The organism is Pseudomonas sp. RW3S2 (assembly GCF_014268955.1).
Classification (GTDB): Bacteria; Pseudomonadota; Gammaproteobacteria; order Pseudomonadales; family Pseudomonadaceae; genus Aquipseudomonas; species Aquipseudomonas wayambapalatensis.
In genome coordinates, this window is sequence record NZ_JABWRM010000014.1 from 95,128 (window position 1) to 114,358 (window position 19,231).

Below are 19,231 nucleotides of genomic sequence, written 5' to 3' on the forward strand. Positions count from 1 at the left end.
GCCTCAGGCGCTGCGCGCCGTGCCCCACTGCACCACCAGCATGCCCCCGACGATCATCGCCACCCCCAGCAGCCGTGGCAGGTTCACGGGTTTCTCCGGCAGGCCCATCAAGCCGAACTGGTCGATCAGCAACGACGACAGCACCTGCCCGGCGATCACGCAGACGATGAACCCCGCCGCGCCCAGGCGTGGCGTCAGCACCAACGCGGCGGTGATGTAGATCACCCCGGCGACGCCCCCCAGCCAGGCCCACCAGGGTGCCTGGGCCAGGTTCTGCAGCTGTGGCATGGGCGCGCGCATCAACAGCAGCGCTGGCACCAGCATCATCAGGCTGACCAGCAGCGAAACCCCCGCCGCCCACAACGGGTGCCCGAGCAAGCGCCCCAATGCAGCATTGCTGCCAGCCTGAAAAGGCACCGCCGCTCCGGCGAGCAGGGCGACGAGCAAGGGCAGGATGGCGGACAAGACAAAGACGTTGGGCATGGCGTGAGCTCCTGTGGATAACCTTGGCCCAGTCTCTTGTATGCGCTTAAATGATGGAAATTCGAATTCTGCACAGGCTTTATTCGCCATATGGATGACCTGCGTCGCATCGATCTCAACCTGCTCCTGACCCTGCATGCCTTGCTCAGCGAGCAGCACGTCTCGCGCGCGGCGCTGCGTTTGCACCGCAGCCAGCCGGCGGTGAGCCACGCACTGGCGCAACTGCGCGACATCTTCGCCGACCCGCTGCTGGTACGCCGTGGCGCCCGCCTGGTACTGAGCCCTCGCGCCCAGGCCCTGCGCGATCCGCTGCAGCAGGCGCTGGCGCAGCTCGACGGGCTGCTGGGCAGCCCGGGGTTCGAGCCGGGCAAGGCGCGCCGCACCTTTCGCCTGGCGATGTCCGACTACGGCGCCCAGGTGGTCCTCCCTGCGCTGATGCGCGAGTTGCGTAGCGTGGCACCGCAGATCGATCTGGTCATCTCCCAGGGCAGCCGCGAGGCGATGCTCGGGCAGTTGATCGATGGCGAAGTGGATCTTGCCCTGGGGGTGTTTCCCGAGTTGCCCTCGGAGGTCCATGAGCAGGGCTTGTTCGAGGAGTCGTTTGTCTGTGTGGCCGATCGCAGCAGCCTGCCAGCACGTGGCGGCCTGACTCTGGACACCTGGCTGGCGCGCCCGCATGTACTGGTGGCGGTACGTCCTGGCATCGACAACGAGATCGACCAGGCACTCAAGGCTCTTGGTGTCCGTCGGCGCATTGCCCTTACTCTGCCGCATTGGGGCGTGGCCCAGACCGTGCTGGCCGGGACCGACCTGGTGCTGACCGTGGCCCGGCGCAGTCTGGCAGCAAGCCCGCCAGACAAGGCCCTGCGGGTCTTCGAGCCGCCGCTGCCGATCAGCGCGTTCAGCTTTGCCCAGGCCTGGCATGCCCGGCGCGAGGGCGATGCTGGGCATCAGTGGTTGCGCGAGCTGATCCATCGCCACTGCCAGGGCTGGCATTCACCTGCGTAGGACGGGTCCGATTTCACGGGGTTACAGGGGCCTTGCGGCGTACTTGCTGCTAGGCTGGCAATCTTTCCGATCAGAGGGTTCTCTTCGATGTTCAAGCATTCCCTGGCAGCCGTCGTTGCCGCGCTGGTATTCGCCTCGCAGGCACAGGCCGACGAGAACTCCCCCGCCTATACCCAATGCATGGACAACGCCTCCAGCACCGTTGCGATGAGTGCCTGCATCAAGGATGAAACCAAGTTGCAGGATGATCGCCTCAACCGGGTCTACAAGCAGTTGCTCGGCAAGCTCGAGGCGCCGCAGCAGAAAAGCCTGCGCGAAGTGCAGCGCGACTGGATCAGCTTCCGCGACAAGAACTGCAAGTTCCACGTGCAGGCCAGCGGCGGGACCCTGGCGCAACTCGAAGGCGGCATGTGCGTACTGGACATGACCCGCGAGCGCGCCGCGGAGCTGGAGCGGATTCTCAGCCCTGGGCAGTGAATGGTCTCGAACCCTGTAGGAGCGGGCTTGCCCGCGAAAAATACAACACGCTGCCTGGCACGGGCTACGCCCGTGTTCGCGGCGGTTCGGCGCCCCGACAAGCCCGCTCCCACAGGGGGGGTGGGCTGGCCTTTAGATTTTGAGCAAGACAGTTGCTCCTCCAGGTATCGCACCGGCAGAGTCGGTGCCATGCCCCACGAGGCAATCAGCGCCGGCGCAGCGCCCGTGTTTTCAGGTACTCCCGTACCTCGAGCGCGTCACCGGCAAACTCGATCCTGCCTGACTTCGCCTCACGCTGGTACGCATACATCGGGTCGTAGTACTCGTTGAGCAGACCCTCGATCCAGCCTCGGTGCAGGTCCACTTCACCGCTGTGCAATTGCACCTGCAGCGCCTGCTCCAGCAGCGCATACAGCCGCTGGAAGCGTTCGCCACCCAGACGCTTGTGGATATTGCCCATGCTCTGACGCAGGCGCTCGGCAAACAGGCGGCGCCCATCCTCTTCGCCATGCAGGGCAACGAATTCGGCACACAGGTTGATCACGTAGTCGCGCAGGATGCGCTCGACGCGATGGGCAAAACTGTCTTCCAGCCACACCAGCGGATACTGCTGCATGCCTTGGTACAGCGCCAGCGGCACCGAGCAGCTGCCGACCATCCGCCCCTCGTCCTCCAGCACGAACTGCTGCACGCCCCGCGCCCGCTTCTTGAGCACATCGATGGCCAGGCGGTTCTCGAAGTCGATCGGTGCCGGTTGCGCGGTGGCGCGCTTGCCGAAGCTGGAGCCGCGGTGGTTGGCGTGGCCTTCGAGGTCGAGCACGTTGTCCAGTTGCAGCAGCACGTCGGTCTTGCCGGTGCCGGTCAGGCCGCCCAGCAGTACGAAGTCGCATTGCTCGACTGCCTGTTGGGTGGTGTCCATCAGGAAGGTCCGCAGGGCCTTGTATCCGCCTTTGACCCGCGGATAGTCGATGCCCACGTCTTTCAGCCAGCCCTGGACGATCTGCGAGCGCAGGCCGCCACGAAAACAGTACAGATACCCTTGGGGGTTGGCCTGGGCGAATGCGGCCCAGGCTTCCAGGCGCGCCTGCTTGACCGCGCCGCTGACCAGTTGGTGGCCCAGGGCGATGGCTGCGCTTTGGCCCTGATGCTTGTAGCAGGTGCCAACCTTCTGCCGCTCCTGGTCGTTCATCAGCGGCAGGTTGATGGCGCTGGGGAAGGCACCCTTGGCAAACTCGACCGGTGCACGCATGTCCATCATCGGCGCATCGTCGAGGAACAGCTGTTTGAAGTCGGTGCAGTCGGGGCGCATCAAATCACCTCGACTGCGTAGGTCTGTCGCTCGACCAGCGTGCCGATCGGCGACAGGTCCAGGCCCAGTTCAGCGGCGACCCCCAGAAACTCCGCCTCACCCTCGGGACTCACGGCTACCAGCAGGCCACCACTGGTCTGCGGGTCGCACAGCAGGTGCTTCTGCTCATCGCTCAGGGTGCCGATCTTGTGGCCATAGCTGTCGTGGTTGCGCAGCGTACCGCCGGGAATGCAGCCCTCGGCCAGGTAGTGATCCACACCCGGCAGGCGCGGTACTGCCTCGAACTGCAGGCGCGCGGTCAGGCCGCTGCCTTCGGCGACTTCGACCAGATGGCCGAGCAGGCCGAAGCCGGTCACGTCGGTCATCGCCTTGACCCCGTCGAGCTTGCCGAAGCGGCTGCCGGGTGTGTTCAGGGTGCACATCCAGTCCCGCGCCAGGCCTTGGTCCTGCTCACGCAGCTTGGACTTTTTCTCGGCGGTGGTGAGGATGCCGATACCCAGTGGCTTGGTCAGGTACAGCGTGCAGCCGGCGGTCGCGGTGTCGTTGCGCTTGAGATTGCGCTTGCCGACCACGCCGGTCACCGCGAGGCCGAAGATCGGCTCGGGCGCATCGATGGAGTGGCCGCCGGCCAGTGGAATGCCCGCTTCGGCGCAGACCGCACGGCCACCACGGATCACCTCGCGGGCAACCTCAGGCGGCAACACGTTGACTGGCCAGCCGAGGATGGCGATGGCCATCAGCGGGTCGCCGCCCATGGCGTAGATGTCGCTGATGGCGTTGGTCGCGGCGATACGGCCGAAGTCGTACGGATCGTCGACGATGGGCATGAAGAAGTCGGTGGTCGAGACCACCCCGCGCTCGTCGTCCAGGGCGTACACGGCAGCGTCGTCACGCGAGGCGTTGCCGACCCAGAGCTTGGGGTCCAGCGCCTGGCTGCCGCTTTCGGCAAGGATCACATCCAGCACCTTGGGGGAGATCTTGCAGCCACAGCCTGCGCCGTGGCTGTACTGGGTCAGGCGAATCGGCTCGCTCATTAGGCACCTCGGGGTCCAATTGTTGCGCGATTGTAGCAAAGCTGGCCTTTGCGCCATCGGCTCTTATAATTCCCGCAGTCGGTGCGTCGCCGGCACTTTCCCCGCTATTGAACCGGAGAACTCCCATGCTCAAACGCCCCTTGGCGCTCGCCGCCGGCCTCATGCTGTCCTGCTGCGCCGTCATCGCACAGGCCGCCGACACTTTGCGGGTCAGCGCTATTCCCGACGAAGCGCCGACCGAACTGCTGCGCAAGTTCAAGCCGCTGGGTGAATACCTCGAGCAGCAACTGGGCATGAAGGTGCAGTTCGTACCGGTCGCCGACTACCCGGCGGTGGTCGAGTCGCTGGCCAGCAATCGCCTGGACCTGGCCTGGCTGGGGGGCTTCACCTTCGTCCAGGTGCACCTGAAGGATCCGACCGCCACTCCGCTGGTGCAGCGTGAGCAGGATGCGCAGTTCACCAGCAAGTTCATCACCGCCAACCCGGACGTGAAGAGCCTGGCCGACCTGAAGGGCAAGACTTTTGCCTTCGGTTCGATCTCCTCGACGTCCGGCAGCCTGATGCCGCGCTATTTCATGCTCAAGCAAGACAACATCAAGCCTGAAGACTACTTCAGTCGGGTCGCCTATTCCGGTGCACACGACGCCACCGTGGCCTGGGTTCAGGCGGGCAAGGTCGATGCCGGCGTGCTCAACGCCAGCGTCTGGCAGAAGCTGGTCGATGCGGGCAAGGTCGACACCAGCAAGGTGAAGGTGTTTGCCACCACGCCGACCTACTACGACTACAACTGGACCGTGCGCGGCAACATGGACCCGGCCCTGAAAGACAAGATCAAGCAGGCCTTCCTCGCCCTCGACCCGGCCAAGCCCGAGCATAAGGCGATCCTCGACCTGCAAGCGGCCAGCCGCTTCATCGAAACCAAACCCGAAAACTACGCCGGCACCGAACAGGCTGCCCGTGAGGCCGGCTTGCTCAAGTGAGTATTCAACTGCACGCGGCAGGGCTTCGGCATGGTCAGGTACGCGCCCTCGAAGACGTGAGCCTGCGCATCGACAAGGGCGAGCGGGTGGCGGTGATCGGGCCATCGGGAGCGGGCAAGTCCAGCCTGCTGCACCTGATGGCCACGGCCGTGCAGCCCGGCGCCGGGCACCTGGAGGTGCTTGGCGCACAGCCCTGGGCATTGTCGGCGGGTGCGCGGCAGCGCCTGCGGGCGCGGGTCGCGCTGGTGCACCAGGCGCCGCCGCTGCCGCCGCGCCAGCGGGTGGTCACCGCCGTCCTGGCCGGGCGCCTTGGCCAGTGGGGCACCTTGCGCGGCCTGCTCAATCTGCTGCACCCCAGCGATGTGCCGGGCGCGCGACAGGTGCTGGCGGAGTTGGGGCTGGCCGACAAGCTGTTCGTGCATTGCGGGCAGTTGTCCGGTGGCCAGTTGCAAAGGGTGGGTATCGCCCGGGCGCTGTATCAACAACCTGAAGTACTGCTGGCCGACGAACCCGTCTCGGCGATGGACCCGGTGCTGGCTGATCACAGCTTGGCCCTGCTCAATCGCCACGCGCAAACCCATGGCGTGACACTGGTCGCCAGCCTGCATGCCGTGGAGCTGGCGCTCGCGCATTTCCCCCGGGTGATTGGCATCCGCGAAGGGCGCGTGGTGTTCGATTGCCCGGCAGTGGCGGTGACCGATGCCTTGCTCGACGCCCTCTACGCCAATGAGCAACTGGCGTCGCCAACGACCGTGGGGCCGACGCTGACGGTGCAGATCCCGCGATGCTGAAGACCGATGCCCGCGACCCTGCGGCGTTGCCACGCCTGTTGCTGACGCTGTTGTGCCTGGCCCTGTTGTGGCCGGGCGTGCAGTTGAGCGAACTCGACCCCGGGGTGCTGTTGCAGGCCGAGAACCGTCAACAGATGGCAAGCTTCGTTGGCGCCTTCTGGCCACCGGCCCATGACCGGGACTTTCTGGCGTTGCTGTTCGAGGCCACCCTGCAGACGCTTGCCGTGGCCACTGCCGGCATGACCCTGGCATTGCTGCTGGCCATCCCCGCCAGCCTGCTGGGCAGCCGGGCATTGTCGTTGAGGGCGGCATCCCGCGCGGGTCGCCCCGGGCCTTGGTCGCGGCTGGTGCGCATGCCGGTACGCGGCCTGCTGGTGTTCCTGCGCAGCGTGCCGGAGATCGTCTGGGCGCTGTTGTTCGTGCGCGCCGTGGGGCTGGGACCGACGGCGGGGGTACTGGCCATCGCCATCACCTACAGCGGCATGCTTGGCAAGGTCTATGCCGAAATCTTCGAGTCGGTGGACCAGCGCCCGGCCCACGCCTTGATGCAGGCCGGCAGCGGACGGCTGAGTGCGTTTTGCTATGGCATCCTGCCGGTGGCGGCGGCGGAGGTCGTGTCCTACACGGTCTATCGCTGGGAATGCGCGGTGCGGGCTTCGGTGGTGATGGGCTTTGTCGGTGCTGGCGGGCTGGGGCAGCAGATCGACCTGTCGATGCGCATGTTCGCTGGCGCCGAGGTGGCGAGCATGCTGCTGGCGTTTCTCGTACTGGTGACCCTGGCCGATGTGTTGAGCCGCGTGTTGCGTGGGAGGCTGGCATGAACCGGGCGATCAACCTGCTGGTGATCGTCGCCATCGTCGCGGCGGTGGTGGCGTCGTTCGCCTACCTGGAACTCGACCTTGCGGCCGTCGTCGGCAATGGTGGATTGGCGCAGATGGGCGAGTACGCCTCGCGCTTCCTGAGCCCCGACCTGTCCCCCGAGCATCTGCGTGCCGTGGGCCGTGGTGCATTGGAAACCCTGGCGATGTCGGGGCTGGGCACCTTGCTGGCGATGGTGCTTGGCCTGCTGCTGGCATTGCCCGCGGCCGGGCGCTTCGGCTGGCCGCTGCAGGGGGCGGCGCGCTTGCTGCTCAATGCCCTGCGGGCTATCCCTGAGCTGGTGTGGGCGGCCTTGACCGTGCTGGCAGCCGGGCTCGGGCCCAATGCCGGCACCCTGGCCCTGGCGCTGCACACGGCAGGCGTGCTGGGGCGCCTGTTCGCCGAGGCGCTGGAGAACGCGCCCGCAGAGCCGGCGGCGGCGATCCGCTTGCAGGGCGGCAGCCAGGTCGCAGCGTTCTGCTTCGGCACCTTGCCCAATCTGTGGCCGCAGTTGCTGGCCTACAGCCTGTATCGCTGGGAGAACAATATCCGCATGGCCAGTGTGCTGGGCTTCGTTGGTGCGGGCGGGTTGGGGCAGATGCTCTACACCACCCTCAGCCTGTTCCAGGAAGCCCAGGCCAGCACGGTGATCATCGGCATGCTGGTGCTGGTGTTGCTGGTGGATGCCTTCAGCGATGTGCTGCGCCAGCGCTATGTGCGGGCCTGAGCACTCTCCGTAAGCGTGGCGATTCGCTGGCTACTGTGGGGATGGCACCGGCTTTGCCGGTGATCGCGGGACAAGCCCGCTCCCACACATCGACCTCAATCCACCCATTCCCCACACTGCGCCTCGCGCTGCATCGACTCCAGGTTCCGTTCGATGGCCTCGCAGATCGTGTCCATCGGAATCTGGTGCTCGCTGCGTCGAAACGGGCTCTGCAGATCGGTGCCGATCCGCTCGATCGCCAGCAGCATGAAGCCCACCACTGTCGAAGCCAGCGGCGTGAACCACTCCAGCGACTCCACCAGCCCGATCGGCACGATCACGCAGAACAGCGTGATGAACAACCGCGGAAAATACACGTAAGGGTAGGGCAGTGGCGTATTGGCGATCCGCTCCATCCCGCCCTGGGCGTTGGACAGGTCCACCAGCGTCGACTCCAGCCGCGCCAGGCGAATGCTGTCCAGCCGCCCGGCCTTGTATTCGCGTGCCAGCAAGGCGGCGGAGCCGGCGAGGATGTCGTTGGCGAAGTTGTTCGAACCATTGCGCCGCTCGAACTCGTGATGCGGGATGAACGCCATCAGCTCCGGCGGGCACGGCTCGTTCTTCAGGTTCGCTGCCAGGCAGTTCACATAGGCCACATGCCGACGCAGCAAGGTCGCCTTGACCGGGTTGAGCCCGTCATCTGGATCGTCTACCAGCGTCAGCACCTGCCGCGCAAAGCTGCGTGAACTGTTCACCATCGCCCCCCACAGCGTGCGCGCCTCCCACCAGCGGTTGTAGGCACTGCTGTTGCGAAAGCTCACCAGCACCACCAGCGCCGAACCCAATAGCGTCAGCGGGATCAGCGGCAGGCTGAACTTGCTGTTGAAGAACAGCATGAAGTCGATGGTGACCAGGATGTCCCACACCAGCAGCCACAGCAGCGACCAGCCGATGTAGTTGAAGGTCTTGAGGACCAGGCGGTACTTGCGCACGAGGTAGTTTTTCACGCAGGGATCTCTTCGTGGAGCGGATGAAGGATCCGACGTCGGGGGCGGGGCAAGGTTCGGTGGACTGGATGTTACTGGACGTGTTTCTCGCGAGGTCGAGACGGAATTAACCCGACGGTTAGTGTATTTCGTCCAGCACGTTTGAAGTCCTGTTTTCGATAGTGGCACAATGCTCGAACGCCGACCCCCAGGGCATTTTCCCGCCTGGCTGCCTGTCCGGTGCATTCAAGGACAGTCCATTTTTTCGGTGAGCCCTCAATGATCGAGCGAACGGGTAAGGGTCTTTCCTTCGCCAAACGCATGTACCCACCCCGCGCCATTGGCACCGGGCTGGGGTTCTTCTGTGTGCTGATCGGCATCTGGCCGCTGCAGCCGGCCTGGTGGACCTGGGCCTTGCTAGCGCTGCACGGCTTCGTCTGGCCGCACGTCGCTTATCAGCTGGCCCGGTTGTCGAAGCAGCCCTTTCGCGCCGAGCAGCGCAACCTGGTGTTCGATGGCTTTGCAGGAGGCTGCTGGGCTGGCGTCATGGGGCTCAACCCGCTGCCGAGCGTGATCATCCTGTCGATGATCGCCATGGACAAGATCGCTGCTGGCGGCTGGCACATGCTCGGCAAGACCTTCCTCGCCCAGGCGCTGGGCATTGGCCTGGGGCTCTGGTTGTACGCGCCACCGCTATTCCCGCCTACCAGCCAGGCACAGATGCTTGCGTGCCTGCCGATCCTGCTGATCTACCCCATGGCCATCGGCCTGATCTGCTATCAAGTCACCGTCCAGCTCGCCCAGCACAAACGCACCCTGGCGCGCCTGAGCCAGACCGACAGCCTCACCGGCCTGATCAACCACGGCGCCTGGAAAGACCTGCTGCTGCGCGAATTCCAGCGTTGCCGCCGCGACAATCAGGCCAATGTGCTGGCACTGATCGACATCGACCATTTCAAGCAGATCAACGACCGTCACGGCCACCTGATGGGCGACGACATCCTGCGCACCCTCAGCGCGTTCCTGCCGACCCACCTGCGCAAGAGCGACCCGGTGGCGCGCTATGGCGGTGATGAGTTCTGCGTGATGCTGCCCGGCGTCAGCGTGGCGCAGGCCGAAGAAGTGCTCGAGCGGCTGCGCGAGGCGGTGGAGTGTTATCGCCATCCTGAATTGCCGGAGCAGGGGTTGAGCCTGAGCATCGGCATCGCGCCTTTTGGCGGGCATCTTCAGAGCGCCGAGGCCTGGTTGCATGAGGCGGATATGGCGCTGTACCAGGCCAAGAGTGCGGGGCGAAATCGGATTGTGGTGGCGGGGCGGTATGGGGCGATGGTCTAACACCAGCAATTCCATAGTTGCTATGTGTTGGTTTTTAGTTGGCTCAGCAGGTCGACCTCTTCTGACCCGCGCAGCTCAAAAATAAACGGACGCCAATCATCCGATTGTTCTCGATAAGCAGGCTCTTCAGCTATGTTTAGGCGTACCCAACCCTATGGATAAACGGATTTAATCGTCCGTTTATTTTAATTAGTCGGACATATTTGGCCGCTTATGGAAAGATTTTTTCCGGTAGATTGTGACGCAAGCCTCCAGCGTATAGGGCTTCTAGGGTCTGTATGAAAAGCCTTGAGACGAAGGTCAGGCAAGGCGAAAACAGCCGAGGAAGCGGAGTTTACGGGTTGTAAATGAGCATTCCGAGGCTGTTTTCAACGCAGCATCACCGAGTATCAAGGTTTTTCATACAGAGCCTAGTCAAAACGGCGCGCCTGGAGCAGGTTGTCCGGCAACTGGATGTCGTCAGTAGACTTGGCGTTACCGAGAAGATGCTGCGTCGCATCGAACGTGGTGATCCATCCGTCAGCGTCAGATCGTTGATGCTCGTGTTGTGGAACCTTGGTCTCACAGACAAGGTTTTCCGTCCTCTGGAGGACGCTTCAGTCTCCTTCGTTGAGTTGAAGGACGAGACCAGTGGCCGCCGAGCGCGCAGACGTCGCGCCAAGCCGGAGGACTTCTGATGCCCAGTGCCTACATCTACACGGAGCCCCCCCAGACCGGTGAGGTTCTGACGCTTGGGCGCCTGACCTTGAGTGGCAACCGCCCTGGCGAGTTCATCTATTCTCCCGCCGCGCAGGATGAGGCGGACCCGGTTGCCGGTTGGGCTGATGAGTTGAAGGAGTACTACGCGGACTTTCTGCAAGGCAAGGTGCTGGAACTGGCGCGCAATGCGACCACCGCACAGAGGATTCTGGGCTGAGCGTCAATGGCGGGCTGCATGCGGAAAAATCCGACTGATATTTGGGATGTGTACTGCTGATCTGGTAAGTGGCAAACGGTTAGAACTGGCGTTTCGACGCTGGAATGTTTGCCATGGAAAAGCTGGTCCGGTGGACCAAGGTGCAAACGGAGCATCTTGCGCAAATTGAAAGCCCAACATTTGCCAGACGCAGGGTTGAAAGCGCTCTTCGGCATGATGAGTATCTTGTTGGCCTTGATGAGCTGATCCGATCCTGTACTCATTCATCTCCTCTGCGAGCTGGTACGTCTTGCACTGAAACCTTGCTAGCACACGTCGAGCACGGGCGATGGCTGTTAATTACTCCTAGGCCGCTCAGGCCTTTCGTCTCCGGTGGACTTGGCCATTACCCGCATTTGTCATGGTGCCAATCCAATCCAGGTTGTCCTAGCACCTCCGTGTTGCATGAAGGTCCTGGAAAATGGCGAACAGTAGATATCAGTGTTGATATGGGAAAAAGTGCCTTGGCCTTCGCTGCCAACCTCCTGGTGTCTCGCGGTGAAGACCGAATGTTCTTGTCTGAAGGCAAGGATTACTCGAATACGGTTCGAACGATCACACAGAGATGGACTCCGCTGGAGGAGCATGAATTGCGGATGTCGCTTCGCTCAACCAAACGTAACTATGGCGAAATTCGGCACATTAGACAGGTTTATGTCGAGGCTGATGATCATTGGCCTGTTGACGGTAAGTCTTGGCATTGGCGACCTGTCGTCGCGGACACTATCTATGAACAGAAAGGAGGTGTTTTTTGGCCCTGATGAACGATCGTATTCAGCGATTCACCCAATTATGCTGGGGCGCGATGGATGCGCTCATCATCGTGCTCTACGCAGTCGCCAGCATTCGCCGTGGTCGGATTCCATTTTGGGATGATCTGCAAAGCATTGTGGCCTTGTCACGCGAGCATGGTGAGTTGGCATTGTTTATCGGCCTTACAGGCGTAGCGGTGCATCTCTCGGTAGTCGCCAGTGGTTTGCTGTTTATCAAAGGTGTGCGTGTTGCGGCCTATGTCGGCCTGGCCCAGGCGCCATTTCGAATGATCCTGCTTCCCTCGATACCTATCGCCTTCCTATGGCCCAACATCCTTGTTACGCCAGCACCCTGGCTGCTTTTTCTACTGGGAGTTGTCACGGAAGCCGTTAAAGTGTGGAGTTTGGTACTGCTGGTGCGAAGCCAGCGGTTCGCCCAAGCGACTGAATCACAGCCTGTGTAGCCGATGCGACTCAATAGGCCGGGGCTACGTGCAGCCCCACCTATCGACAATGCGGCTCTGACCTAGCGGCTTTCCCGTCCGCGCCCTATCTCCACGTCATCCATCACCGCCTTGACCATGTCGCACAGCAAGTGCGCAGCCCAGCCCAGGTCGGCTTCGCCATCGGTGGAGGCGAGCAAGGTCATGCGCTTGGCGCAGGCCATCATTGCCGACGCCTGTTCCATTGCCAGTTTCGAATCATGCCCGGGCTCGACCCGGAACAGCGGCTTGTCGCCATCGCCGTAACCGAACCCGGTGACGCCTGCAGTGGTATCGCTCATGTTCGATGCTCCTTCAGTGACGGACCTGGATCCTGCTCAGTGCGGTTTCCGCCAGCCTCAGAGCGGCATCGACTTCGTGGGCGGTGGCGATGGTCAGGGGCTGGGCGGGGGTGCCGAGGGTGAGGGCGGTGCTGTGGTGGGTGATGGCGAGGGCGCAGGTGAGGTGTTCGATGATTTGGAGGACGAGGTCTTCGAGGGCGTGGGGATTTTCGGGGGAGAAAGGGGGATCGGGGACGATCTTTAACATGGTGAACTCCTCGCTGATGAAGGGACCACCACCATTGCTGTCAAACAAGAGGGTGGCAGCTGTAAGCAGGTTGACAGACCGGTCAGCAAGGAAACCCGGCGCACCCGAAGGTGCCCCACCTACAGCCGCCATAAAAGCGAAGCCGTGTGAGTTGCAATGCTGATTCGGCCTGTCATAGCCGGTCGTTGATGAGCAACGACCGGGCGAGACTAGAACGCGCCCCATGGCACCGCAACGGCTTTAGGCGGCCGAGAGTATGTTTGGGAAACGGACTACAGGGAATGGGGAAAAACTGAAAATCGAGCCACTTATCCACAACGAAAAAAGCTGCGCCCAAGCTAATCTAGGGCAACTTCCCGTCAGGTAGAGCCCCCATGTCCATCGCCGACAATCTGATTGCCTTCACGCTCGCGGCTACCCTGCTGACGATAACCCCCGGCCTCGACACCGCCCTGATCCTCAGAACCTCCGCCGTCGAAGGACGCAAGCAGGGACTGCGCGCGGCCCTGGGCATCAACGCCGGTTGCCTGCTTTGGGGCGCAGCGGTCGCCTTCGGCCTTGGCGCATTGATCGCTGTCTCCGAGCTGGCGTACGACATCCTCAAGTACTGTGGCGCTGCCTATCTGGCATGGTTGGGCGTGAACATGCTCCTGCGCCCACGCCAGTCGCTGGCGCCTGCCGAGGCTGAGGGGAGACCGGCAGCGAACTGGTTCCTCAAGGGCATGATGGGCAATCTGCTCAATCCTAAGGTCGGGATTTTCTACGTGTCGTTCCTGCCGCAATTCATTCCGCAAGGCCAGCCATTGATTGCATGGACCTTCGGGCTTGTGGGCATTCATGTGCTGCTGGGGTTGATCTGGGCGGTGGGGTTGATCAGTGCGACACAATCCTTTGCAGGCATCCTGCGCAAAGGAAACCTCATCAAATGGATGGATCGAGTAACAGGTATGGTCTTTGTACTGTTCGCTGCACGTTTGGCACTGAGCCGACGTTAAAGGCTGCGATACGACTCCTTGCAGCCACGGGCTTGTCGAAACGCCGCGAGCACGGTGTAGTTCGTGCCATCCTCGGCGAGTAACCAGAAGTAGTTTCGCTACGACTATTTTGTTGAGCTGCCTACGCGGCAGTGAACTACGGCCTCGGCCCAGTGCGGGGCTGGGCTTGTTTCTGAGCTGCCTGCACGGCAGTGAACAGACAACCGCCGCCTGGCGGTATTTTTTTGCCTTTCCTGAACTGCCTACGCGGCAGTGAACGGACAGTTGCAGGGATTCACCTGTTGGGCGTCTTTCTGAGCTGCCTACACGGCAGCTCAGAAATTGACGGAAGCGACAGCCGCCGCCGTGCCCTTGTTCACTGCCGTGTAGGCAGCTCAGAAAATGTAGGCTAGGGCGATCATAGAAGGTGTCCTCGTTCACTGCCGTGTAGGCAGCTCAGAAACACGACACGGGCGCCGCCGGTGCCGACAAGCTGTTCACTGCCGTTTAGGCAGCTCAGAAACACACGGGCATGAGCCAGAGCGCGCTCTATCAAGGTTCACTGCCGTGTAGGCAGCTCAGAAAAGTTCGGTCGCCCGATCCATCCAATGAATCACGTTCACTGCCGTCTAGGCAGCCCACAAACAGTTTCCGAGTTGGCACGTAAATCACTAAAGGGTTTACCCGCGAAGCCACTGACTGTCTGGGTGGCATCGGCATTGCCAGTGTTCGTCGCGGTTCGCCGCCCCGATATGCCCACTACGACCAGGGCGAGATGAGAAGAGGGCGATTTCCGCTGACGCTTACCGCTTTCAGGCCCTGAATCCCGGCCACAAAAAAACCGACCATAAGGTCGGTTTTTTCTGGATCTTGGTGCCCCGAGGGAGACTCGAACTCCCACTCCTTTCGAAAACGGATTTTGAATCCGCCGCGTCTACCAATTCCGCCATCAGGGCTTGTGGCGCCGCAGTATAGAGAGGCTCCTGCAGTCGGTCAATCGGCTTTCATGGTCAATTTTCATGCATTGGGCTAAACTTCCCGGCCCTGCCAAGCCGAACACGATCATGCGCGTCGCCGATTTTTCCTTCGAACTCCCTGATTCCCTCATCGCCCGCCATCCCCTGGCCGAGCGCCATGGCAGCCGTCTGCTGGTCCTTGACGGGCCGAGCGGGGAGCTGGCGCACCGGCGCTTCACCGATTTGCTCGAGTACCTGCGCCCGGGCGACCTGATGGTGTTCAACAACACTCGGGTGATTCCGGCGCGGCTGTTCGGTCAGAAAGCCTCCGGCGGCAAGCTGGAAGTGCTGATCGAGCGCGTGCTCGACAGCCATCGGGTCCTGGCCCATGTGCGTGCCAGCAAGGCACTGAAGGTCGGCGCCACGGTGCTGATCGATGGCGGTGGCGAGGCCGAGATGGTCGCGCGCCATGAGACGCTGTTCGAGCTGCGCTTCACCGAAGAGGTGCTGCCACTGCTCGATCGCGTCGGTCACATGCCGCTGCCGCCGTATATCGACCGCCCGGATGAAGGCGCCGACCGTGAGCGCTACCAGACCGTGTACGCCGAGCGTGCCGGTGCGGTTGCTGCACCCACGGCGGGCCTGCACTTCGACGAGGCGCTGCTGGCGCAGATCGCCGCCAAGGGCGTCGAGCGTGCCTTCGTCACCCTGCACGTGGGCGCCGGCACCTTCCAGCCGGTGCGGGTCGACAAGATCGAAGACCACCACATGCATAAAGAGTGGCTCGAAGTGAGCCAGGAGGTGGTCGATGCCATCGAGGCTTGCCGCGCCCGTGGCGGGCGGGTGGTCGCGGTCGGCACCACCAGCGTGCGTTCGCTGGAGAGCGCCGCGCGCGATGGCGTGCTCAAGGCGTTCAGTGGCGACACCGACATCTTCATCTACCCCGGCCGGCCGTTCCATGTGGTCGATGCCCTGGTAACCAACTTCCATTTGCCCGAGTCCACGCTGCTGATGCTGGTCTCGGCCTTTGCGGGGTATCCCGAGACCATGGCCGCGTACGCCGCGGCGGTCGAGCAGGGATACCGCTTCTTCAGTTACGGTGATGCCATGTTCATCACCCGCAATCCGGCGCCGCGCGGCCCCGAGGATCAAGCATGAGTCGCACCTGTCGAATGTCCTTCGAACTGCTGGCCACCGACGGCAAGGCCCGTCGCGGTCGGCTGACCTTCCCCCGTGGCACCGTGGAAACCCCGGCGTTCATGCCGGTGGGCACCTATGGCACGGTCAAGGGCATGCTGCCGCGGGACATCGAGGCCATTGGCGCCGAGATCATCCTGGGCAACACCTTCCACCTGTGGCTGCGCCCGGGCACCGAGGTGATCAAGAAGCACAACGGCCTGCACGACTTCATGCAGTGGAAAGGCCCGATCCTCACCGACTCCGGCGGCTTCCAGGTGTTCAGCCTGGGTGCGATGCGCAAGATCAAGGAAGAGGGCGTGACCTTCGCCTCGCCGGTAGACGGCTCAAAGGTGTTCATGGGCCCGGAAGAGTCGATGCAGGTACAGCGTGACCTGGGCTCGGACATCGTGATGATCTTCGACGAGTGCACGCCATATCCGGCCGAGCACGACGTGGCGCGCACCTCCATGGAGCTGTCGCTGCGCTGGGCCCAGCGCTCGAAGAACGCCCACGGCGACAACACCGCGGCACTGTTCGGCATCGTTCAGGGCGGCATGTACCAGGACTTGCGCATGCGCTCGCTGGAAGCGCTGGTCAACATCGACTTCGACGGCCTGGCCATCGGCGGCCTGTCGGTGGGTGAACCCAAGCACGAGATGATCAAGGTGCTGGATTACCTGCCGGCACAAATGCCTGCTGACAAACCTCGTTACCTTATGGGGGTAGGCAAACCGGAAGATCTGGTTGAGGGTGTGCGCCGCGGCGTCGACATGTTCGACTGCGTGATGCCCACGCGCAACGCGCGCAACGGCCATCTGTTCGTCGATACAGGGGTGATCAAGATCCGCAATGCGTTCCATCGCCACGATGATTCGCCGCTGGATCCGACCTGTGACTGCTATACCTGCACCAACTTCTCCCGCGCTTATTTGCATCACCTGGACAAGTGCGGCGAAATGTTGAGCAGCATGCTGAATACCATCCACAACTTGCGCCATTACCAGCGCTTGATGGCCGGTTTACGCGAGGCTATTCAACAGGGTAAATTGGCCGCCTTTGTCGACGCCTTCTATGCCAAGCGCGGACTTCCCGTTCCGCCTTTGGACTGACTGTTCGCACACATAACTAAATTCAGCAACTGGAGTGCTACATGAGCTTTCTGATTCCCGCCGCTTACGCGGACGCTGCAGCCCCTGCCGCCGGCCCAGCTGGTACCGGCTTCGAGTGGATCTTCCTGGTCGGCTTCCTGGTCATCTTCTACCTGATGATCTGGCGCCCGCAGGCCAAGCGCGCCAAAGAGCAGAAAAACCTGCTCAGCGCACTGCAAAAGGGTGATGAAGTGGTCACCAACGGCGGTATCGCCGGCAAGATTGTCAAAGTTTCCGACGATTTCGTGGTACTGGAAGTGTCCGACAACGTCGAGCTGAAGTTCCAGAAGGGTGCCATCGCGGCCACCCTGCCAAAAGGTACGCTCAAGGCTATCTGAGTTACCGGTTTCATTTTTTCCAGTCGGGGCGCGCAAAGCGCCCCGCGTCTTGAACGGGCGGCGTGATGCTGAACAAATACCCTCTGTGGAAATACCTGCTGATCCTGGTGGTACTGGCGGTCGGCTTTATTTATTCCGCTCCCAACCTCTACCCGGATGACCCGGCGGTGCAGATCAGCGGTGCAAGTTCCGCGCTGCACGTGAGCCAGGCCGACCTCGACCGCGCTACCAAGGCGCTGGTTGATGCCGGTATCACCGTCAAGGGTGGCAGCCTGGGCGAGAAGGGCAGTGCGCTGGTGCGCCTGACCAACCAGGAAGACCAACTGCCGGCCAAGGATGTGGTGCGCAAGACCCTGGGTGACGACTACGTCGTCGCACTGAACCTGGCCCAGACCACCCCGCAGTGGCTGCGCAACCTGGGTGCCAGCCCGATGAAGCTGGGCCTGGACCTCTCCGGTGGTGTGCACTTCCTGCTGGAAGTGGACATGGACAAGGCCATGAGTGCCCGCCTGAAGGTCTACGACGGCGAAGTGAAGACCCTGCTGCGCAAAGAGCGCGTGCGCTACCGTAGCCTGCCCCAGCAGGACGGCAGCATCATGCTGGGCTTCTCCGACGATGCTACCCGCGAACAGGCGCGTGCCCTGGTCCGCAAGAATTTCAATGATTTCGACATCACCACCACCGAGCGCAATGAGCTCTCCGTGCTGCGTCTGGCGCTGACCCAGGCCAAGGTCGCCGAAATCCGCGAATACTCCATCAAGCAGAACCTGACCACCGTCCGCAACCGTGTGAACGAGCTGGGTGTGGCCGAGCCGCTGGTTCAGCGCCAGGGCGCCAACCGTATCGTGGTCGAGCTGCCCGGCGTGCAGGACACGGCCGAAGCCAAGCGTATTCTCGGCAAGACCGCCAACCTCGAGTTCCGCTTCGGCGCTGAGCCAGGTGCTTCGAAAGCGACTACCGAGGTCTTCGAGTTCCGTGATGGCAACCGTTCGGCTGCGGTCGAGCGTGGCTTGATCATCACCGGTGACCAGGTCACCGATGCCCAGGCGAGCTTCGACGAGCACGGTCGTCCGCAGGTGAACATCCGCCTGGACGGCCACGGCGGCGAGTTGATGAGCCGCGCCACGCGCAGCAACGTCGGTCGCAGCATGGCGGTGATCTTCATCGAGCAGAAGCCGGTGACCCGCTACGTCAAGCAGACCGTCGACGGCGTCGAGAAGGAAGTGGCGGTACAGAGCTTCCAGGAAGAGAAGAAGATCATCAGCCTGGCGACCATCCAGTCGCCGCTGGGCAGCCAGTTCCGCATCACTGGCCTGAACGGCCAGGGCGAGTCGTCGGAACTGGCCCTGCTGCTGCGTGCCGGTGGTCTGGCAGCGCCGATGTACTTCGCTGAAGAGCGTACCATCGGCCCGAGCCTGGGTGCCGACAACATCACCAAGGGTGTCGATGCGTCGCTGTGGGGCATGCTGTTCGTCTCGCTGTTCATCATCGCCATCTACCGTGGCTTCGGCGTGATCGCCACCATCGCTCTGACGGGCAACATGGTGCTGCTGCTGGCGCTGATGTCGCTGCTGGGCGCGACCCTGACCCTGCCGGGTATCGCCGGTATCGTGTTGACCATGGGTATGGCGGTCGACGCCAACGTGCTGATCTTCTCGCGAATTCGCGAGGAGCTGAAAAACGGCATGTCGGTGCAGCGCGCCATCCACGAAGGCTTCAACCGTGCCTACACCGCGATCATCGACGCCAACCTGACCAGCCTGCTGGTCGGCGGCATCCTGTTCGCCATGGGTACTGGCCCGGTCAAAGGCTTCGCGGTCACCATGTCCCTCGGGATTTTCACCTCGATGTTCACCGCCGTCATGGTGACCCGCGCAATGGTCAACCTGACCTGTGGCGGGCGTGACATCAAGAAGCTGTGGGTTTGAGGG

Annotated in this window: 21 protein-coding genes, 1 tRNA gene and 1 CRISPR repeat array; of the genes, 15 read left to right on the plus strand and 7 right to left on the minus strand. The window is 62.6% G+C overall.

Going from position 1 to position 19,231, the window contains the following annotated elements:
• Positions 1–3: 3 nt before the first annotated feature.
• Positions 4–483, minus strand: a complete 480-nt coding sequence (locus HU748_RS19435; protein WP_186721545.1) for a DMT family transporter — start codon at positions 481–483, stop codon at positions 4–6.
• A 90-nt stretch (positions 484–573) separates the two neighbouring features.
• Between HU748_RS19435 and HU748_RS19440 the strand changes: the two genes are divergently transcribed.
• Together HU748_RS19440 and HU748_RS19445 are read left to right on the plus strand one after the other, a co-directional pair.
• A complete protein-coding gene (locus HU748_RS19440; protein WP_186721547.1) occupies positions 574–1,491 on the plus strand; it encodes a LysR family transcriptional regulator in 918 nt (305 codons plus the stop codon).
• A gap of 87 nt (positions 1,492–1,578) precedes the next feature.
• Positions 1,579–1,968 (plus strand): lysozyme inhibitor LprI family protein, encoded by a 390-nt coding sequence (locus HU748_RS19445; protein ID WP_186708077.1) that lies wholly within the window; start codon positions 1,579–1,581, stop codon positions 1,966–1,968.
• Positions 1,969–2,173: 205 nt separating this feature from the next.
• Here the strand turns inward: HU748_RS19445 and mnmH are convergent, their stop codons facing one another.
• Positions 2,174–3,277, minus strand: coding sequence for a tRNA 2-selenouridine(34) synthase MnmH (mnmH, locus tag HU748_RS19450; RefSeq protein WP_186721548.1), 1,104 nt, complete (start codon positions 3,275–3,277; stop codon positions 2,174–2,176).
• Positions 3,277–4,311, minus strand: a complete 1,035-nt coding sequence (selD, locus tag HU748_RS19455) for a selenide, water dikinase SelD (protein ID WP_186721550.1) — start codon at positions 4,309–4,311, stop codon at positions 3,277–3,279. Before selD ends, mnmH begins: the two co-directional genes overlap by 1 nt.
• A 125-nt stretch (positions 4,312–4,436) precedes the next feature.
• Between selD and HU748_RS19460 the strand changes: the two genes are divergently transcribed.
• Genes HU748_RS19460 through phnE form a run of 4 tightly spaced genes read left to right on the plus strand, consistent with a single transcriptional unit; the run spans position 4,437 to position 7,667 of the window.
• Positions 4,437–5,291 (plus strand): putative selenate ABC transporter substrate-binding protein, encoded by an 855-nt coding sequence (locus tag HU748_RS19460; protein ID WP_186668279.1) that lies wholly within the window; start codon positions 4,437–4,439, stop codon positions 5,289–5,291.
• Entirely contained in the window at positions 5,288–6,082 is a 795-nt protein-coding gene (locus HU748_RS19465) for an ATP-binding cassette domain-containing protein (RefSeq protein WP_186721552.1), read from the plus strand. The genes HU748_RS19460 and HU748_RS19465 overlap by 4 nt, the downstream gene beginning before the upstream one ends.
• A complete protein-coding gene (locus HU748_RS19470; RefSeq protein ID WP_186668275.1) occupies positions 6,076–6,903 on the plus strand; it encodes a phosphate/phosphonate ABC transporter permease in 828 nt (275 codons plus the stop codon). The genes HU748_RS19465 and HU748_RS19470 overlap by 7 nt, the downstream gene beginning before the upstream one ends.
• Complete coding sequence (gene phnE, locus HU748_RS19475) at positions 6,900–7,667, plus strand: phosphonate ABC transporter, permease protein PhnE (RefSeq protein WP_186708068.1); 768 nt, start codon at positions 6,900–6,902, stop codon at positions 7,665–7,667. Before HU748_RS19470 ends, phnE begins: the two co-directional genes overlap by 4 nt.
• 95 nt (positions 7,668–7,762) lie before the next feature.
• On the opposite strand, the gene HU748_RS19480 is transcribed toward phnE, so the two are convergent.
• On the minus strand, positions 7,763–8,653 hold the full coding sequence (locus tag HU748_RS19480) for a bestrophin family ion channel (protein ID WP_186721554.1): 891 nt from the start codon (positions 8,651–8,653) through the stop codon (positions 7,763–7,765).
• A gap of 258 nt (positions 8,654–8,911) precedes the next feature.
• Here HU748_RS19480 and HU748_RS19485 point away from each other — a divergent pair, with 258 nt between their 5' ends.
• The 4 genes from HU748_RS19485 to HU748_RS19500 all read left to right on the plus strand — a co-directional run bounded on the left by HU748_RS19485 (position 8,912) and on the right by HU748_RS19500 (position 12,138).
• Positions 8,912–9,967 carry a diguanylate cyclase gene (locus HU748_RS19485; RefSeq protein ID WP_186668268.1) on the plus strand — a complete coding sequence of 352 codons (1,056 nt, stop codon included), beginning with the start codon at positions 8,912–8,914 and terminating at the stop codon, positions 9,965–9,967.
• Positions 9,968–10,643: 676 nt separating this feature from the next.
• Positions 10,644–10,883 (plus strand): hypothetical protein, encoded by a 240-nt coding sequence (locus HU748_RS19490; RefSeq protein WP_186721591.1) that lies wholly within the window; start codon positions 10,644–10,646, stop codon positions 10,881–10,883.
• Between the two features lie 113 nt (positions 10,884–10,996).
• A complete protein-coding gene (locus HU748_RS19495) occupies positions 10,997–11,683 on the plus strand; it encodes a hypothetical protein (protein WP_186668257.1) in 687 nt (228 codons plus the stop codon).
• Positions 11,674–12,138, plus strand: a complete 465-nt coding sequence (locus HU748_RS19500) for a hypothetical protein (protein WP_186721556.1) — start codon at positions 11,674–11,676, stop codon at positions 12,136–12,138. The genes HU748_RS19495 and HU748_RS19500 overlap by 10 nt, the downstream gene beginning before the upstream one ends.
• Positions 12,139–12,200: 62 nt before the next feature.
• On the opposite strand, the gene HU748_RS19505 is transcribed toward HU748_RS19500, so the two are convergent.
• Both HU748_RS19505 and HU748_RS19510 read right to left on the minus strand, forming a co-directional pair.
• A complete protein-coding gene (locus HU748_RS19505) occupies positions 12,201–12,458 on the minus strand; it encodes a DUF3077 domain-containing protein (protein WP_054892538.1) in 258 nt (85 codons plus the stop codon).
• A gap of 13 nt (positions 12,459–12,471) precedes the next feature.
• The gene (locus HU748_RS19510) at positions 12,472–12,705 is read right to left on the minus strand and encodes a hypothetical protein (protein ID WP_186721558.1); all 234 of its coding nucleotides are present in this window, start codon (positions 12,703–12,705) and stop codon (positions 12,472–12,474) included.
• Positions 12,706–13,079: 374 nt separating this feature from the next.
• Between HU748_RS19510 and HU748_RS19515 the strand changes: the two genes are divergently transcribed.
• A complete protein-coding gene (locus HU748_RS19515) occupies positions 13,080–13,700 on the plus strand; it encodes a LysE family translocator (RefSeq protein WP_186668251.1) in 621 nt (206 codons plus the stop codon).
• 113 nt (positions 13,701–13,813) lie between these two features.
• Positions 13,814–14,324: direct repeats of the CRISPR family, unit length 28 nt; unit sequence GTTCACTGCCGTGTAGGCAGCTCAGAAA.
• A gap of 226 nt (positions 14,325–14,550) precedes the next feature.
• Here the strand turns inward: HU748_RS19515 and HU748_RS19520 are convergent.
• Positions 14,551–14,635 (minus strand) — tRNA-Leu (locus HU748_RS19520).
• A gap of 108 nt (positions 14,636–14,743) precedes the next feature.
• On the opposite strand from HU748_RS19520, the gene queA reads away from it, so the two are divergent.
• The 4 genes from queA to secD all read left to right on the plus strand — a co-directional run bounded on the left by queA (position 14,744) and on the right by secD (position 19,228).
• The gene (queA, locus tag HU748_RS19525) at positions 14,744–15,793 is read left to right on the plus strand and encodes a tRNA preQ1(34) S-adenosylmethionine ribosyltransferase-isomerase QueA (RefSeq protein ID WP_186668249.1); all 1,050 of its coding nucleotides are present in this window, start codon (positions 14,744–14,746) and stop codon (positions 15,791–15,793) included.
• Positions 15,794–15,807: 14 nt separating this feature from the next.
• Positions 15,808–16,923: a tRNA guanosine(34) transglycosylase Tgt gene (gene tgt / locus HU748_RS19530; protein WP_162144435.1), complete on the plus strand. Its 1,116-nt coding sequence runs from the start codon at positions 15,808–15,810 to the stop codon at positions 16,921–16,923.
• A gap of 41 nt (positions 16,924–16,964) precedes the next feature.
• A complete protein-coding gene (gene yajC / locus HU748_RS19535) occupies positions 16,965–17,300 on the plus strand; it encodes a preprotein translocase subunit YajC (protein ID WP_186668247.1) in 336 nt (111 codons plus the stop codon).
• Between the two features lie 65 nt (positions 17,301–17,365).
• Positions 17,366–19,228: a protein translocase subunit SecD gene (gene secD, locus HU748_RS19540; protein ID WP_186668245.1), complete on the plus strand. Its 1,863-nt coding sequence runs from the start codon at positions 17,366–17,368 to the stop codon at positions 19,226–19,228.
• Positions 19,229–19,231: the final 3 nt, after the last annotated feature.

Coding starts and splice junctions, on each gene's coding strand:
- HU748_RS19490 (WP_186721591.1), top strand. CDS start 10,644: ATGCCCAGTGCCTACATCTACACGGAGCCCCCCCAGACCGGTGAGGTT.
- yajC (WP_186668247.1), top strand. CDS start 16,965: ATGAGCTTTCTGATTCCCGCCGCTTACGCGGACGCTGCAGCCCCTGCC.
- secD (WP_186668245.1), top strand. CDS start 17,366: ATGCTGAACAAATACCCTCTGTGGAAATACCTGCTGATCCTGGTGGTA.
- HU748_RS19445 (WP_186708077.1), top strand. CDS start 1,579: ATGTTCAAGCATTCCCTGGCAGCCGTCGTTGCCGCGCTGGTATTCGCC.
- mnmH (WP_186721548.1), bottom strand. CDS start 3,277: ATGCGCCCCGACTGCACCGACTTCAAACAGCTGTTCCTCGACGATGCG.
- HU748_RS19515 (WP_186668251.1), top strand. CDS start 13,080: ATGTCCATCGCCGACAATCTGATTGCCTTCACGCTCGCGGCTACCCTG.
- phnE (WP_186708068.1), top strand. CDS start 6,900: ATGAACCGGGCGATCAACCTGCTGGTGATCGTCGCCATCGTCGCGGCG.
- HU748_RS19470 (WP_186668275.1), top strand. CDS start 6,076: ATGCTGAAGACCGATGCCCGCGACCCTGCGGCGTTGCCACGCCTGTTG.
- tgt (WP_162144435.1), top strand. CDS start 15,808: ATGTCCTTCGAACTGCTGGCCACCGACGGCAAGGCCCGTCGCGGTCGG.
- HU748_RS19495 (WP_186668257.1), top strand. CDS start 10,997: ATGGAAAAGCTGGTCCGGTGGACCAAGGTGCAAACGGAGCATCTTGCG.
- HU748_RS19435 (WP_186721545.1), bottom strand. CDS start 483: ATGCCCAACGTCTTTGTCTTGTCCGCCATCCTGCCCTTGCTCGTCGCC.
- HU748_RS19460 (WP_186668279.1), top strand. CDS start 4,437: ATGCTCAAACGCCCCTTGGCGCTCGCCGCCGGCCTCATGCTGTCCTGC.
- selD (WP_186721550.1), bottom strand. CDS start 4,311: ATGAGCGAGCCGATTCGCCTGACCCAGTACAGCCACGGCGCAGGCTGT.
- HU748_RS19440 (WP_186721547.1), top strand. CDS start 574: ATGGATGACCTGCGTCGCATCGATCTCAACCTGCTCCTGACCCTGCAT.
- HU748_RS19505 (WP_054892538.1), bottom strand. CDS start 12,458: ATGAGCGATACCACTGCAGGCGTCACCGGGTTCGGTTACGGCGATGGC.
- queA (WP_186668249.1), top strand. CDS start 14,744: ATGCGCGTCGCCGATTTTTCCTTCGAACTCCCTGATTCCCTCATCGCC.
- HU748_RS19485 (WP_186668268.1), top strand. CDS start 8,912: ATGATCGAGCGAACGGGTAAGGGTCTTTCCTTCGCCAAACGCATGTAC.
- HU748_RS19510 (WP_186721558.1), bottom strand. CDS start 12,705: ATGTTAAAGATCGTCCCCGATCCCCCTTTCTCCCCCGAAAATCCCCAC.